This window comes from Lentzea atacamensis, from assembly GCF_003269295.1.
GTDB lineage: Bacteria > Actinomycetota > Actinomycetes > Mycobacteriales > Pseudonocardiaceae > Lentzea > Lentzea atacamensis.
In genome coordinates this window covers 22,230-36,669 of the sequence record NZ_QLTT01000006.1, presented here as the reverse complement: position 1 = coordinate 36,669, position 14,440 = coordinate 22,230, and the positions used below count along the sequence as shown (strand labels likewise).

Genomic DNA, 14,440 nt, shown 5'->3' with positions numbered 1-14,440 from the left:
GTCGTCCTTGCGGGCGAACTGCCGCAGCCCCGCCCGCCGGCCGAGGCTGACGCACGAACCCACCAGTGCCACGTCGAGCACCGGTGGCTCGGTGCCCGCGATGCGGCTCAGACGGTGTCGGCGGCCTGCGCCGCCAGTGAGGTCCACGAGTCGATCAAGACCGCGATCCTGGGCGTCGGCGAGGAAGTGGTGAGGAGGCCGCGCAGGCACACGTCGCGGAAACCGTGGCGATGTCCGTTCTGTCGTATGTGGACAACCTGGTCGACATCGCCGGTGGCGGCCGCAAGAAGAAGCGGACGTCCGGCAAGGGCAAGAGTTCGAAGCAGGAGGCTTTGCAAGGCGCCGGGTGCCGTGGGCGTCCTCGAACAGCTTAGTGCCCGGAACCTTGGTCCTGATGGCCGACGGCTCGCGCAAGAAGATCGAGAATCTGCGGCCGAGTACGTCCTGGCAACCGACCCGGTCACGGGGCGTGACCGGGGCGCGCAATGGCTGCACAAGGTCCACAACTTCACGGTCGACGGGCTGCACACGTACTACGTGGCGAGCTCGCGGGAGTCGGCGCCAGTCCTTGCCCACAACGAGGACGACAAGCCGAACGGCAACCCGTGCGGCCCGACCGTCTTCATGCTGCCGGAGGACAAGGTGCAGAAGAGCATCCCCAGGCAGAAGTCGGTCGAGGGATTCGAGGACTACGACGATGTCTGGGTCCACGGGTCACCGCGCGGTGTCGCCCCGGACTACGACGCGGCCGAGGGTGGCACGGACCTGATCGACCACCGGGTGCTCGCCCGCATGATCCAGAACTCGCCGAACTATCCCGGCGGCCCGGTCCGGCTCTGCTCCTGCAACACAGGCTCCGTCTCGGGGTCGTTCGCTCAGGACCTCGCGAACAAGCTGGGACAGAACGTCCTGGCACCGGAGGGCTACCTGTATGTGTGGGAGGACGGCGGTCACAATATGGGGCGTGACGGTGCCCCCGTGCGCAAGAGCGGCGACAGCGGTGGCCGCTGGCGGGGCTTCAGGCCGGGAGGTGGCAGGTGACGCAGGGCGGACCGCTGAAGGAAGCCGGATTCTTCGAGACGGCGGATGACGTGGCGGCCACGAGCAGGTCCGCAGCGCCGGAGTGGGCCTCGTCCGCGGTTCGTTATCTGGAGCAGGGGCAGGTTTTCCTGGCTTCTCCCGGTTGGGAGAACGACCTCCTCGACGAGCAGGCCGGGCCGATCGCCCAGTTCGCGCTTCGGACGGACGGGGAATGGATCTGGCCCAACTCGCTGGCGTACTACGTGACGAATCACCACGTGGAGTTGCCCGCCGAGTTCCTCGACCGGATGGCCGCCCACGACTGGGTGGCGCCCGAACTCGACCAGGACGTGGTCGACGAGGTCTGCCGGCGCCATCGGGACCAGCAGGGCTTCGAGGACGCGGCCCCCGTCGACTTCTGATCTAGGTCGCACGTTGAAGGTCCCTCCGGCGCCGCCGGTCTCGCCGAACGACAGCCGGTCCGGCGTGTCCAGCAGGCCGCGCGGCCGATGCACGTGCAGCTGCAGCTTCTGGGGCGCCCTCGGACCCGGCTGATCACCCCACAACGCGTCCGTCAGCACGTCGACCGGCACCGGCTGGTTCGTCCGCGCCAGCAGCACTCCGAGCAGTGTCCGCTGCAGCCGGCCGGACAACACCTCCGCCCGGTCGTCGCAGCGCACTTCCACCGGCCCCATCACGCGAAACTCCATGCGCCCCCATCCGGTCGTCATCTCCGAGTCTGACCTTCGGTGGAGAGCGTTTTCCGGCGTTTCGCGGAGTTTCGTCAGGCTTGGCGCAGCTTTTCAAACCTGGCAGCCGTGATCGATCTCCTCGTAGCGAATGGTGACCAGAAATGTGGCGGCCAGAACCCCGGCGCCAGCCGCCGCGAGAGCGTCATCTCGGGCCCAGCGGCTACAGTGGGGCCGCAGAGTCGTTGCTCGGCTCGTCCACTCGCTTCGTCACCTCCGCGGTCTGTGCGCCCGCGGTGGCTTCGCAGCGACCTGAGGAAGATGGAGTCCGCATGACAGCGACCGTGCCCACGTCAGAGGGCACGCACCTGCTGACCGGAGCCCTCGAGCGTTACGTGCGGAAGGTCGCCGAGGTTCTCGGCGTGCCGCGCGACGGCGCGAGCTTCGAGGTCACCGACACCGCGACGGCCTACATCGCACTCGGCGGCCGCGCCGTCGCCCATCCGGACCGCGACGTCATGCTCGTCTGGAGCGCGACGCAGGGGTGGGCGGTGTCGATCGAAACCGATCCGGCCGAGCCCCTGATCGTGCTCGCCCGCCTTTCCGGGGACATCGTGCAGGCACCGGAGGCGGTGGCGGATTTCGTGACCCAAGCCATGACGCACGTGGGCGACCGGCAGCCGCCGGCGGCGGACGCACGGCCCATGGGCTGGTCGGATCTCGCCGAGTGCATGGAACGCTACGCACCTGACGACGCAGCGCCCTCGCCCGGAAATTCCACGGCGAATGCCGGGTCGTGAATTTTCGAAATGAAGCCACTTTTCGGTCGATCATGCCGGAAAGCGTGTAAGGTCGATTCTACCGAGAGCATCTCGCACGTGAGCGCTCAAGCCCACGTCGCACTCGGTGAAACCTGAACCGGTCCACTTCGGGCCGGAGACGGGAGTCCCGGCATGACGTCGGCTCCTCACCATTCCACGGCCCCTCCGGCTGTCACGGCCAACGAGCAGCCTCGGTATCCGCTGCGATTGCGGTTGCGGCCGAAGGCGCTCACCACGGGGTATGTCGACGGTGCTTGGTGGCCACGTTCCCGGGACCTCGCCGCCGAACTGCCCGCGCTGCTCGCGGTGCTGGCAGTTCGGCTGGGCGAGACCCCGCGGGTGAGCTACAACCTGACCGAGTGGGACACCGCGCCACGCCAGATCGCCGCACGCGGCGTCCGGGTGCGGCTCAGCGGTTTCTGGTCCAGGCCCCCGCACACCGTGGACGTCGTCGCGGGAGACCGGCGCCACCTGACGCTGCTCCTCGTTCCGCCGGACACCGAACCCTCCGCCGCTCACCGCGCCATGATGTGCGCCGCCCAGCGCGAAAACGCCGACACCGTCGAGATTCTGCTTCACGACAGCGTGACGGACGAGTCCACTGTGGACGCTGTGGAAGCCGGCAGTGCCTGCATACCTGAACAGACGACTCGAGGAGTTGGATGACCACATCGACCTGCACATCCGCGTATGAGCGCAGGCTCAAGATGGTCGAGGACGTGTTGACCGAGCGAACCGAGCTCGGCGGCAAGGCCACACGGGACCTCGCGGTGCGCGTGTTGCGCGCGCTGGACCACATCCCGGAGCGGGTGCGTTGAACTCGCGCCACTACGGCACCGGCGCGGTACAGCTGACGTGGGGCACCCGACTGCTCCGCGTCGGTTGTGCGTTCACCTACCGTGCCGAGGTGCCCACACCGGCGATCTTCCTGGTGAAGCCGCTCTGGAGCGCGGACGTGCGGCTGAGTCACGAGAACCTGGACGTGAAGCCGGACGTCCCGATGAGGCACCACCTCGACCTGTACGGCAACCGCAGCACCCGTGTCGTGCTTCCCCAAGGTCTGTCCACAGTGCACTACAGCGCGTGGGTGGACGTGCCGGACAGGGCGGAGGACGTGGACGAGAGCGTGCCGGAGATGCTGCCCGACGCTCTTCCGGACGACGTGCTGCTGTACACGCTGCCCAGCCGGTACTGCGTGTCCGACGTGCTGGGCGACGAGGCGTGGTCGAGGTTCGGCGCTCACCCGCGCGGCTACGGCAGGGTGCAGGAGATCTGCCGGCACGTCCACGAATCGCTGAAATTCGGCTACGGCACCTCCACCGCGTTGTCCACCGCAGCCGACGTCAATGCGGCGGGCTTCGGCGTGTGCCGCGACTTCACGCACCTGGCGATCTCGTTCTGCCGCGCCCTCAACATCCCCGCCCGGTACGTCTTCGGCTACCTGCCGGACCTGGACGTGCCACCCGGCGACGCGGCGATGGACTTCGCGGCGTGGATGGAGGTCTGGCTGGGGGACCGCTGGTGGACCTTCGACCCGCGCAACAACGAGCCTCGCAAGGGACGTGTCGTCATCGGCCGCGGCCGGGACGCCGCGGACGTCGCCATGGTCACCACGTTCGGGGGTCCGCGGCTGGAGTCGATGGTCGTTCAGGCGGAAGAGGACCTCGCCCCGTCGTGGCGCTGAGCGGGTTCTGCCCGTGGCGGAGTACGATGGGGTCACCGAGGGTACGTCGTGCAGCAGCGCTCAAGCTGGTGCCGCCTTGGGCGCATCAGGAAGCCCGGCCGGTTCGGCTGGAGGCGGGAGCGCCGAGATGAACTCGGAACAGCTCTGCACCACTGCGGCTCTGGCCGCGTCACGCGGCGAAAGACTGACGCGGGACCCGCACTTCGCCGGGGGCTGGCGACCGTTGTCGACCGACCCGGCCATCGTCGTGCCGGTGCTCGGTTCCCCGGCCAGGCGCACGCGCTGACCAACCCGTTCTCTCGTTCCAGCACAGATCACCGGAGTGTCCGCATGCCCGAGCCACGAACCGCCGCCCTCGACAACGACGCGAGCTGCGAGGTGTGTCCTCACCCGTGGCACGAGCACGACCCGCTCGGCGCGCGGTACTGCACCGCGACCACGGCGTCAGCGCTCACTCGAGGATGTATCTGCCGGTGACCGTGATGACGAACGTGTTGACCACCAACCGGCTCACATTGCGCCCCTGGCGTGTCGAGGACGCGTCGGCCGCGCTGAACGTCTACGGCAACGCCGAGGTGACCCGCTGGCTCAGCCCCGAGATGGACCAGGTCCCTGACGAGACGGCCATGAGGTTGCTGCTGCAGCAGTGGATCGCCGAAGCCGCCCGCCTCCGGGCACCCGCCGGCCGATGGGCGATCGAGCACACCGCCGACGGTCAGGTGATCGGCGGCGCCATCCTGCTCCCGCTGCCACCGGGTCAGGAGGACCTGGAGGTCGGCTGGCAGCTCCGGCCTGACCTGTGGGGCCACGGCTACGCCACCGAGACGACCCACGCCCTCGCCGCGTGGGCGTTCGACCACGACGTTTACGAGGTGTTCGCCGTCGTCCGGCCGGGCAACACGCGGGCCTCGTCCACCGTGCGGAACAATGGGATGCACTGGGTCGGCGAGACCAGGAAGTACTTCGGTCTCGACCTGCAGGTGTTCCGTCTTCGCGTGGCGGACCTCGACGCGGCCGCACCCCCGTCGGCGGGGCCACCCGGCCGCGACTGACTGCCGGATCGACCGAGCGCGGTGGAACACCAAGCCAGAGTCCATTGTGGACGCGCCTTGCCGCGGGTGTGCCCAGAACGTGAAGAAAGCCGGAACCGATGCACAACGCCCAGTCAGACTCTCAGCCCGACGCACCTCGAACCACCGAGTTCGACGGGCTCTTCAGCCACCCGGACCAGGACCACGGCGGCGCGACGTCCGGCCCCGCACCCGCGGAGGACCAGCGCTCGTACACGGGTCTGTTCCGTGAACCGGCCGGCGGGACGGAAGACGCCACGAGCGCGGCCTGAGCTCCAGCGGGCGAGTCGGGAACAGCGGCCGGGACGGGTGACGAACCCCCGTCCCGGCTCTCGTGTTCCCCGGCCTCGCCAGGGCGCCTGAGGAGCAGCCTCGATGCATATGCTCGTCTCATGACCGAGATGGCCGGTGACCAGATCGCTCGTCGTGTTGCCGCTTCAGGAGCCTCGATCTACGACCTGTTCAACAGGGACAGCGACGAGTACTACGACAACCAAACCCTGGAGGAGCGACTCGAGTCCGCGCTCGTCGGCCAGCAGTGGGACGCTCCGATTCGAACTCGTTCGAAGCTGGGAAAGGCGGCAGTCACCGTCGCCCTCGGATACCCGGTGCCGCGGAGTTTCAGGAAAACTCAACCCCGGTTCCCCAGCCAGAACCTTGATCTGTTCCTCCAGCAGAGCAACAACCTTCAGATCTGGAACGAAGAGGTCGATCCCGAGCGGCGTTACGCGCTCGTCCGGCTGGATACGACGAACACGGTCACCGCAGTTCGTGTCGTGACGGGCGAGGCCGTCGCGTTGTGGGACAAGACCGGCACCCTGACTTCGAAGTTCCAGGCTGCACGTCTCGATGGGCGCACCGGCTCGAAGCTCGTCAGCGCTCTCGACACCGAGCTCTTCCGCGAGGTGCTTCTACCCGGTGCAACAGCAGAAGTCGACATCACCGGTCTGAGTCCCGCGAGCCCGCCTCGTCGCGGCAAGGTACTGCCGATCAGCGAAGTGCACTCCCGGCTGTTGCCGCTTGAAGGGGTCACTTTCGACGACCCGGGACTGACAAATGAGCGTGGGCGCGGTGTCGTGCTTCAGAAGCTGGTGACCGAGACACTCGGGGTCGGCCCCTACGGGGACAAGGGACAGTTCCCGGACATCCTGAACCAGGCCCTGGAAGTGAAGCTTCAGCTCAGCCCGACGATCGACCTGGGTTTGGTGTCTCCCGACAGCGACCACCTCGCCGAGGACGTCGGCGGCGGCCTCCGGCACCGTGATGTCCGCTACGCGGTCTTCTTCGGCGCTCGAAGCGGGTCAGTGGTAACTCTTGATGCCGTCGTGACGACCACCGGGGCAGATTTCTTCACCGAGTTCAGGCGCTTCGAGGGGCTGGTCTCGAACCGCAAGCTCCAGATCCCGCTGCCCTCAGGACTGTTCGAGACCAAATGCTGACCACACCGCAGCTTCTACCTCACGCTCGAGCGAGGGAGCGGACTCGGTCGTTCCCTCGAGCTCGCGCGCAAGCTCAGCAGCGCGCTTGGCCGCGGGATTCCCGGGGTCCGGCAGCGGAAAGTGATCGACGTACTGCGAGATGAACCGACGCCGGCCCGCGTACAGCTTGTTGCCGAACCGGGCATCGTAGTAGCGCATCGCCAGCGAGGAGTTCGCCACCGCGACCGCCAGGTAGCCCAGGTCTTCCTGCTCTGGCGAAAGCGAGATCCAATAGCAGTTGCCGTTGACCAAGGCACCGGTCCGGTCGATGGCGAACTTCCCGTTCGTGGAGATGTCCGGAAAGACGATCTTCGGTGCCGCCCAGTCCGCCGGCTTCTGCGGAACCCAGATCTCCCACCAGTGCCGGCCGGCGTCGATGACGTACTTGCGTCCCGAAAGCTGCTCGCGGTGCAGCTCAAGATAGGCAGCAGCACGCGGAAATCGGCTGATGTCGAGAGGAACGCGCTTTCGGTTGGTCATGTCGTACGGGTAAAGGATCGAGAGCGCCGAGTGCCGGCAGTTCCAGCGCTCAGCGGTGTCCGAGCTGACGAGAGGGTGCAGAAGCTCTCGCTCCGGACGCACACGCGCCTCGAGCTCGTCCCAGCTTCGCCGGATGAAGACCTTGTCGGCGGTGCTCTTCACGCCGACTCTGATCTTCCCCAGATCGCTGAACCTGGCGTACGACGCTTCATCGACAGCCGCCAGGAAGTTCAGATCCGACGAGCGGCTCACCCAGGGCGCGTCGAAACGCGCCTTCGGTTGAACAACGACTTCTCCACGCTCGACCGTCCAGGTGCTCGTTCCGACCTGAACTGCGCCGTTGGGGGTTCCATCAAGCGCGTCATAAATCGACGCGGCGGTGCTGGTCGCCTGAGTTCCGGTCTCCACCGAGTAAATCGACGAGACGGGGATCTTCTGGGAGTCGACCTTGATGTTCGACGCGAAAACGATCGCCGGCAGGACTGCGGCAGCGAACTGTTTGGTGTCACCCAGGTCGATGATCTCGTTCACCTGGTAGCGGCTCGCGAGCAGCCTCCTGATGCTTTCGCCACCTTTCGTGACCAGAAACCGGTTGGGCACGATGATGCCGAACGAACCGTTGTCGTCGAGCACCGACTGGAATGCGGCGATGAACGCCTGGTAGAGGTCGACCCTGCCGGTGAGACCGAACCTGCGTCCGAGCTCCTGTGCCCGTTCGGATCCGAGGTGCTGCGTGCGAACGTACGGCGGATTGGCGATGATGAGGTCGAATTTCTCTTCCTCGTCCACACTTCCCAGGTCGAAGAGGCTTGCGGGCTGCTCCCTGTCGATTTTGGCGAGTCCCAGCAGGAAATCGGCCACGTCGCCTCGGAAACTCACACCGGGAATGGTGTTCGCCAGCCGTTCGGTCGCGACCTCGATGGCATTCGCGTCCGTGTCCGTACCGACGAGCTCGGCCGCAACACCACGTTCCGCGAGTTCCCGTGCGATCGCCAGCAGAAGTTCTCCATCGCCACACGCGGGGTCGAGCACTTTGACGGCCCGCCCCTTCGGGAAGGAGCCGTACGAGAGCAGTTTCCTGGCAACGTACCCAGCGAGCTCGGCGGGCGTGTAATGCACGCCTTCGAGCTTCTCGCGCCCGACCTGCCGCGCCGTTGCCACCACTAGCTCCTCCAAGTTCGCGCAGCCAAGGTGCCCGCTGGGTCGCCGTCGCGGCCAAGGGTAACCCCAGCCGTTCTAACGGATTGCAGGTGTACCGAATGGAATTGCGCAGACAGTTTCACAGGGGACAGCGGGACGGTCCGTCCTGCTGTCCTCTCGTGCAGGACTCAGGCGTCGATGACGCGAGCGTCGAACGTCCAGCCCTGCTCCGCGCGACCGGTCGCAGTCCACTGCACGATCTTGGCGCCGTTCTCGGTGCTGCCACCGCCGGCAACCGAAGCGACCTTGCCGTTCTTGTGGTTGATCAGCAGACCGTCCGACGGCCTCCACTTCTGCTCGAACGCGCCGTTGCAGCTCCACTGGACGAGCTCGAGGCCGTTGACGGGCGCGCCCTCGTCCGACACCGAGAGACACTTGCCGCTCTTGCGGTTCTTGAGCTGGTCACCAACCCGGTACCAGAGTTGCTCGCCCTTGTCGTTGCAGGTCCACTGCACGATCTTGGCGCCGTTGGCGGTGCTGCCACCGCCCGCGACGGACATGCACTTGCCGCTCTTGTGGTTCACCAGGTTGTAGTAGGTAGCCGCGGCGGCGGGCGGCGTGATCGCGGCGGCGAGCGCGACACCGGCGACACCAACGAGAACCGTTCTGGCCAAGCGAATCATCGGACTCCCAGCTTCATGGTCGGACGGGTGTGACCCGCCTCGACAAGCTAGGAGCCGGTGCTGACACGGCGCTGACAGGTGACGCCAAGGTGTTCACTCCGGCATGTCCGCCCTGTCGTCCTCGACGAGCGTGAGGATCCGGGAGATCGTCAGGTCCGGTTTCTCCAGGGCAGCGCGTGGGTGGTCTTCGGCACGACCTCCGCGCGGAGGCGGGGATTGAGCGCCTCGACGCGAGCAGCGACCTCGCGTGAGTTGTGGACGGCGCAGCGTTCGGCGAGCACGAAGTGGACGGGCACCTCGATCGCGCGCAGTTGGTCGTCGGTGAACTCGTACTGTGGCGGGAAGTGCGGTTTGTACTTGAGCCCGCGGAGCAGCAACGGGGCCAGTGTGCGGCGCACGTAGGGATCTCCGGGCATGATCCGGCGCAGGATCGGCGCCGGCAGCAGCCAGCGGAACATCTGGCCGAAGCTCCAGAGGACGAACCGCAGCCCAATGGTCCCGAAGCCCCCCGGTTCGAAGGCGATCACGCTCGCGATCTCTTCCGGATCGCGGCGACGCAGAGCCTTCAGGCGGTGACGCTGCGGGCGGTCGCTGCGGAGGCCGGCATCTCGATGTTCCAGGTGCAGTACTACTTCCCCACCAAGGAGCAGATGCTGCGGTACGCCTGGCACCGCATCACCGAGCTGAGCGGCGAGCGGGCAGGACGAGACATCGCCGAGGCGTTGCAGACAGGCGACGAGCGCGCCGTCACCCGCGCGTGCCTGCTCGCCGTGCTGCCGACCGACGAACGCAGCCGCATGTTGTGCGCGGTGCAGATCGCCTACTTCGCCGTCGACGTCACCCGCGGCGGCCAGGCTCCGGACCAGCAGGCCATGATGCCCCACCTCGTACGCCTGCTCGCCGACCAGCTCGAACAAGCCCAGCAGCGCGGCGGCGTTCCGGCGCACCTCGACACCCGGCTGGAGGCCGACGCGCTCGCGACCATGACAGCCGGCCTGCTCAGCGCGATGCTGGTCGAGGCCTAGACACCGAGCAGGCGACGCGGATCATCGACTACCGGCTCGGGCACCTGTTCGCCGGCTAGTGGCCACGCCGCCTTGGTGGAACCCGCGTCGACGGAGCTACTTGGAGGGCGGGAGCTCTTGTCGCTATCCGCGGTAGACGTTGGCGCGGTGCCAAGCGAAGTAGGGCTGTGAGCTGGTGCGGTGTGCTCCACAGGGGCGTCCGTGCAGCTGGTTCAGGTGATCGCGCAGCCGGCCGCGGAGTCCGTCCTCGAACCAGGAGAGAACGCGACCGGTGTCGTCCACGGTGATGTGGCCGGATTCGAACAGGCTGTCGCAACCGAACTTGCATGCCAGCATCGCCACGTTGGTCAGGTCGTTGCGCTCGTCGTCGGTGCACAACGACCGCTTCTTGATGTGGGCCGCAACGAGGAAGTCCCCGGGGTAGTCGTGTCCGCACAGGTCGCAGGGTGCGGCGGTCCGGCCGCCGAGCAGCAACCTGCGCAGTTCCCTCTGCTCCTTGCGGGTCGTGACCAGTGCGCTGCCGTCGAGCACAGCGAACTGCCGGATGCGCAGCGGGAACTTCGGGTCGTGCAACGTGACGACGGCTGGCCGGAGGGAGACAACTGTGCCGGGAATGGTCGCCAGTACAGCTCCGACGAACGAGGAACGGTGCCCCAGCTCGTCAACGCTCACGAGTACCGAACCCTGAGCGTGCAGCTTCTCCAGGCCCGCCTCGACATCGCGAACATCGACCCACTGCCCCTGGGGTGACCGGTCTGTGGTCACCCGTACCTGCTTCTGGTTGACCTCGACGATGGTGTTCACGCTGCCGGTCACCGTCTCGATGGGATCTCCCATCAGCGAACGCAGCAGAGCCGACGCATCCGGTGCCTTGCCGCGGTTCGCCGGTCGTGCCAGGTCTGCCTCCAGACGGTCGGCGTCGTCGGCGGCGTATCCGGGCACCCGCAGCCTGAGCCGGATCTGTTTGGTGGCGTTGCCGTCCGGGTTCTTCCCGATCTTTCCCTGTGCGCGGCCCAGCTTCCTGCGCAACGCCTCGATGTCGGGCGTCGCCGCCAGCACGACCGGCGACTCGACGATCGTGCGTTGCGTCTCGGGCAGATGCTTGACCGGGGTGGAGTCCACGACCCCGCTCTCCAGTACTGCGCCGCGCTCGCGAAGTCGGCGGAGCAGCAGTTCCAGGGCAAGGTTGTACTGGTGGTTGCGGCCGTGCGGACTTCCGTTGACCTTGCCGCCCGCACTCTTCATGACCAACGCGAGCTGATCGCCGTCCGGCTCTATCTCGAACTCCGCGTTGAGCACGGCACCGGCGTCGTCTGTTGCGCGCATGCTTCAATCATCGGCGCCTGCTGCAACCGGGTTACCGCAAGCATGTGCCGGCCGAGCTCGTCCGAGGCCTCTGCCAGGGCCGCTGGTCACCTGGGATGTCGCACCACGGGAGACTCGGGGCCCAGTTGAAGTACGACAAAACAAAAGAGGCCGTCTGTGCGACGACCTCTTCGCGTGTGGTTAACGCTCGTGTCCGAGGGGGGACATGAACCCCCACGCGTGGCAAGCGCGCAACATTCGCGTGTTCATGTGGCTATGGATAGCTCGCCGCCAAATTAGAGGGCTAATCGAATTGGTCGGGGTTGATGTTCTTGGTGTCGGCTTAGATAGCGCCTCAGTTGCGCTACTCGAATGTCAAGCGCTGGAACTGGTTGCCACTAAACCACAGTGGAAAGCTCTGTGACCGCATGCGCGGTGAAGAGCACCACAGGAAGTGTGCATGGCGGGTCAAGCCTTGTTAGGAGGTGGCCGCAAGTCGACGGCGCTTCAGTACCTGGCGCGTGTTGCCTCATTGTGGAATCTTGGTGTGTTTGAGTCTGCTCTGCTGCGCCCTCAAGACCTCGCCGTAGTTAGGCTATTCCAGTTCTTGTCGAGACCAACCTATCTGGAGTAGCTTCGAAGACCGCGATGTCTACCCTCTGCCTTGTCGTTCTCGTAATGCTCATGCAAGTTTTCCGGAGTCGGCGTAGTCCGCTCTCAGGATGGACGTGACCACTGCGGTTGGTTGCGCCAGCAACACTGCGGGTTTGGGGAGGGCGATGAGAAGTAGGCGGTCGCCCGCGTGGAGGTTGAAGTGCGCTTGTGCTCCTGCCGGGATGAGGACTTGTCGTCGTCGGTCGATGGGCCAACGTGGTCGCTCGTCGCGGGCTCGGGGTGGTCACCGCGGCCACGCTGCTGGCCATCGATCTCGTCTACGTGCCGAAGAACCGCATTCCCGAGACCTATCTGCTTGACGCCGCGATGGAGGCCGCGTGGCTGTTGGTGTGGTCGCGTGCTTCCGGTTCGGCGGGGCTCGAGACACCGGCGCCGGATGACGGTCATCGGTGAAAGGACGTGATGATGAGCCTCGAGAACGACAAGCCAGAGACCGGACACGATGATGCTCACGCCGCCTGGTGGGGACGCTGGCCGGCACCCCGGCAGCCCGACGATCGGCAGCGCGCACGACGACTCGGTGCCCACACGGGGTGATGGGAGCAGCGGCCATCCGCACTCCGGGCGCCGGCACAAGGCCGCCGGTGACGAGGAGCTGCCGGGCGAGTGTGTGTGAGCAACGGCCGATCACGCCGCCCGAAGGGCGTTGAGCAGGTCACGTCGCGCAGTAGCGCGGCCCGCTTGAAGGCGAGAAGTGCCGACGGTGGAGGCGAGGTGTTGTGCCAGCCGCCGAACTAGGGCTCGCACTCGACTTCGGCGCAGACCGTCTTGCCGTGCGGGACGAGAGTGACGCCCCAGTCCTTGGCCAGCCGGTTGACGATGAGCATTCCACGGCCTTGGTGCCCTCCCAGCCGTGATCTGCCGAGAACCGGCACCTGCGTCGAGGCGTGGCAGACCTCGACGCGGACCAGGCACGGCTCCTCCGACCTGTGCAGTCGCATCAGGCGGGGACTGAGCCCGTGGTCGAAGGCGTTGCTCACGAGCTCATCGACCACGAGCAGGATGTCGTCGAGCTCGTCGTCGGTGACACCGGACAGGACGGCGCTCGTCCAGCGGCGCGCCGCCGCCACGTCCTGCACCTCGTCGAGGTCGAGCGATCGGGGCCTGGGGCTATCACCGAGTCGGCTGGAAGAGTGGATCGGCGTCACGTCCTCGGCTGTGGGCGACGTTCGCCTGGCGGGTTCGGTCATCGCGCCAGCTGCCGGTTCATCGTGCGCTACCTCGGCGGGGACGACCATCCGGGACAACAATGTTCGTCCTTCCGCCGGTCCAGGAAACTCGATCCGAGAGGCTGACGGCGAGGTTGGGGGAAGGGTGGCCGGGTATTCGGCGGTCATGGTGAAACGCGCGTTGTGGCAGGGGTTGATCGCGGGGACGCTCGGAGCGGCCGTGATGACGGTGGGCGAGAAGCTCGAGCAGCGGCTGACCAGGCGCCCGGATTCCCACGTGCCCGCTCGGGTTCTGCAGCGGTTGACCGGGATGCCGGAGCGACCGGGGGAGCAGCCGCGGCCGGTGAATCTCGCCATGCATTTCGGTCAGGGCGCGTTGGCCGGGGTGGTTCGATCGCTGATGGCGAACGCGGGGATGCGGGGACCGGTCGCCTCCGCCATGTTCACCGTGGTGCGGTTGAGCAATGACCAGATTCTGGAGAACGCCACCGGTGTCGGCGCGCCGCCACAGACCTGGCCCCGCAAGGAATTGATGGTCGACGTGCTGCACAAGGCGGTCTACGGATTCGTCACGGGGGCCGTGGCCGACGCGTTGGCGGCTCGCCGGGGACCGAGTCCTGGGCAGCGGCACGCGGCGAAGCGACCGGGTCGTCACGCCCATGTCGGCCCGATCTCGCGTGACGCTGCTGGGAGCCGTTGATCCGTCCACAGGTCGAGCGCGGCCGGTCGCCGCGATCGGCCGGGCACGACTGCGTCCACCGCGCAGCTGGGCCGACCGTCAGATCGGGTCGTCGGGAGTGCGTGTCGCGCTCGCGACCGAGCCGCCGGGTTCGTCCGCGAGCTGTCCGCGGCCGGTGGCTTCGGACAGCACTTCCTCGTCCAGATCTCCTGCGGCGACCGGCACGTCGGGCTGTTCCTCGGCGAGCCGGTCGGCCAGCGGACGCGGGTGAGCTTCCTCGTAGGGCGTCATGCCGTACTTGTCGACGCCGGTCCAGCGCTCCGGCGGGTCCATACCTGCTTCGAGCGGGTCGAGCCGGATCCGATCCTCGTCGAGGTCCTCGGCGCTGTTGAGCGCGGCGGGGTCGGTCTCGACGGCGTCGGGTGAGCCGGTGTCGTGCGGCGGTGTGTAGGACGCCTGGTCGTCGCCCGGAGTCATGTCATGTGTCGCCATGACCGGCGTGTACCCGATGGCCGTCCGATC

21 protein-coding genes are annotated in these 14,440 nt (G+C 66.9%); 15 read left to right on the top strand and 6 right to left on the bottom strand.

The annotated features are described in order from the left end of the window. The first annotated feature begins 230 nt into the window (after positions 1–230). The 12 genes from C8D87_RS46180 to C8D87_RS25770 all read left to right on the top strand — a co-directional run bounded on the left by C8D87_RS46180 (position 231) and on the right by C8D87_RS25770 (position 6,723). Complete coding sequence (locus C8D87_RS46180) at positions 231–374, top strand: hypothetical protein (protein WP_170166593.1); 144 nt, start codon at positions 231–233, stop codon at positions 372–374. Next, entirely contained in the window at positions 352–1,041 is a 690-nt protein-coding gene (locus tag C8D87_RS45310) for a hypothetical protein (protein WP_146771876.1), read from the top strand. The genes C8D87_RS46180 and C8D87_RS45310 overlap by 23 nt, the downstream gene beginning before the upstream one ends. After that, positions 1,038–1,442 carry a hypothetical protein gene (locus C8D87_RS46175; protein WP_170166592.1) on the top strand — a complete coding sequence of 135 codons (405 nt, stop codon included), beginning with the start codon at positions 1,038–1,040 and terminating at the stop codon, positions 1,440–1,442. Before C8D87_RS45310 ends, C8D87_RS46175 begins: the two co-directional genes overlap by 4 nt. A gap of 599 nt (positions 1,443–2,041) precedes the next feature. Beyond that, a complete protein-coding gene (locus tag C8D87_RS25795; protein WP_112228739.1) occupies positions 2,042–2,509 on the top strand; it encodes a DUF6292 family protein in 468 nt (155 codons plus the stop codon). A gap of 153 nt (positions 2,510–2,662) precedes the next feature. Beyond that, positions 2,663–3,196, top strand: a complete 534-nt coding sequence (locus tag C8D87_RS25790; RefSeq protein ID WP_146771875.1) for a DUF5994 family protein — start codon at positions 2,663–2,665, stop codon at positions 3,194–3,196. After that, complete coding sequence (locus C8D87_RS46170) at positions 3,193–3,348, top strand: DUF6307 family protein (RefSeq protein WP_170166591.1); 156 nt, start codon at positions 3,193–3,195, stop codon at positions 3,346–3,348. The genes C8D87_RS25790 and C8D87_RS46170 overlap by 4 nt, the downstream gene beginning before the upstream one ends. Then, the gene (locus tag C8D87_RS25785; protein ID WP_215732492.1) at positions 3,345–4,214 is read left to right on the top strand and encodes a transglutaminase-like domain-containing protein; all 870 of its coding nucleotides are present in this window, start codon (positions 3,345–3,347) and stop codon (positions 4,212–4,214) included. The genes C8D87_RS46170 and C8D87_RS25785 overlap by 4 nt, the downstream gene beginning before the upstream one ends. 127 nt (positions 4,215–4,341) lie before the next feature. Further along, positions 4,342–4,500: a hypothetical protein gene (locus tag C8D87_RS46165; protein ID WP_170166590.1), complete on the top strand. Its 159-nt coding sequence runs from the start codon at positions 4,342–4,344 to the stop codon at positions 4,498–4,500. A 44-nt stretch (positions 4,501–4,544) separates the two neighbouring features. Further along, the gene (locus C8D87_RS46160) at positions 4,545–4,691 is read left to right on the top strand and encodes an RGCVC family protein (RefSeq protein WP_170166589.1); all 147 of its coding nucleotides are present in this window, start codon (positions 4,545–4,547) and stop codon (positions 4,689–4,691) included. A 5-nt stretch (positions 4,692–4,696) separates the two neighbouring features. Continuing rightward, positions 4,697–5,266 carry a GNAT family N-acetyltransferase gene (locus C8D87_RS25780; RefSeq protein WP_112229034.1) on the top strand — a complete coding sequence of 190 codons (570 nt, stop codon included), beginning with the start codon at positions 4,697–4,699 and terminating at the stop codon, positions 5,264–5,266. A gap of 98 nt (positions 5,267–5,364) precedes the next feature. After that, positions 5,365–5,556: a hypothetical protein gene (locus C8D87_RS25775; RefSeq protein WP_109632684.1), complete on the top strand. Its 192-nt coding sequence runs from the start codon at positions 5,365–5,367 to the stop codon at positions 5,554–5,556. Between the two features lie 120 nt (positions 5,557–5,676). Beyond that, positions 5,677–6,723, top strand: a complete 1,047-nt coding sequence (locus C8D87_RS25770; protein WP_112228737.1) for a hypothetical protein — start codon at positions 5,677–5,679, stop codon at positions 6,721–6,723. On the opposite strand, the gene C8D87_RS25765 is transcribed toward C8D87_RS25770, so the two are convergent. From C8D87_RS25765 to C8D87_RS46155, 3 genes are all read right to left on the bottom strand, one after another. After that, positions 6,697–8,403: an Eco57I restriction-modification methylase domain-containing protein gene (locus C8D87_RS25765; protein WP_170166588.1), complete on the bottom strand. Its 1,707-nt coding sequence runs from the start codon at positions 8,401–8,403 to the stop codon at positions 6,697–6,699. The two genes, C8D87_RS25770 and C8D87_RS25765, sit on opposite strands and share 27 nt — an antisense overlap. 167 nt (positions 8,404–8,570) lie before the next feature. Continuing rightward, positions 8,571–9,056: an RICIN domain-containing protein gene (locus C8D87_RS25760; RefSeq protein ID WP_170154762.1), complete on the bottom strand. Its 486-nt coding sequence runs from the start codon at positions 9,054–9,056 to the stop codon at positions 8,571–8,573. Positions 9,057–9,214: 158 nt separating this feature from the next. Beyond that, positions 9,215–9,592 (bottom strand): hypothetical protein, encoded by a 378-nt coding sequence (locus tag C8D87_RS46155; protein WP_170166582.1) that lies wholly within the window; start codon positions 9,590–9,592, stop codon positions 9,215–9,217. 45 nt (positions 9,593–9,637) lie between these two features. On the opposite strand from C8D87_RS46155, the gene C8D87_RS25755 reads away from it, so the two are divergent. Continuing rightward, positions 9,638–10,090 (top strand): TetR family transcriptional regulator C-terminal domain-containing protein, encoded by a 453-nt coding sequence (locus C8D87_RS25755; protein WP_233442288.1) that lies wholly within the window; start codon positions 9,638–9,640, stop codon positions 10,088–10,090. A 123-nt stretch (positions 10,091–10,213) separates the two neighbouring features. Here C8D87_RS25755 and C8D87_RS25750 read toward each other — a convergent pair whose 3' ends face one another. Beyond that, entirely contained in the window at positions 10,214–11,416 is a 1,203-nt protein-coding gene (locus C8D87_RS25750; protein ID WP_112228735.1) for an HNH endonuclease, read from the bottom strand. A gap of 849 nt (positions 11,417–12,265) precedes the next feature. Between C8D87_RS25750 and C8D87_RS45300 the strand changes: the two genes are divergently transcribed. Further along, positions 12,266–12,463, top strand: a complete 198-nt coding sequence (locus tag C8D87_RS45300; protein WP_146771873.1) for a hypothetical protein — start codon at positions 12,266–12,268, stop codon at positions 12,461–12,463. Between the two features lie 341 nt (positions 12,464–12,804). On the opposite strand, the gene C8D87_RS25745 is transcribed toward C8D87_RS45300, so the two are convergent. Further along, a complete protein-coding gene (locus C8D87_RS25745) occupies positions 12,805–13,260 on the bottom strand; it encodes an ATP-binding protein (protein ID WP_170166587.1) in 456 nt (151 codons plus the stop codon). A gap of 145 nt (positions 13,261–13,405) precedes the next feature. Between C8D87_RS25745 and C8D87_RS25740 the strand changes: the two genes are divergently transcribed. Continuing rightward, positions 13,406–13,939 carry a hypothetical protein gene (locus tag C8D87_RS25740; RefSeq protein ID WP_112228733.1) on the top strand — a complete coding sequence of 178 codons (534 nt, stop codon included), beginning with the start codon at positions 13,406–13,408 and terminating at the stop codon, positions 13,937–13,939. A gap of 78 nt (positions 13,940–14,017) precedes the next feature. Here C8D87_RS25740 and C8D87_RS25735 read toward each other — a convergent pair whose 3' ends face one another. Beyond that, positions 14,018–14,410, bottom strand: coding sequence for a hypothetical protein (locus tag C8D87_RS25735; protein WP_346131516.1), 393 nt, complete (start codon positions 14,408–14,410; stop codon positions 14,018–14,020). Between the last annotated feature and the right edge of the window lie 30 nt (positions 14,411–14,440).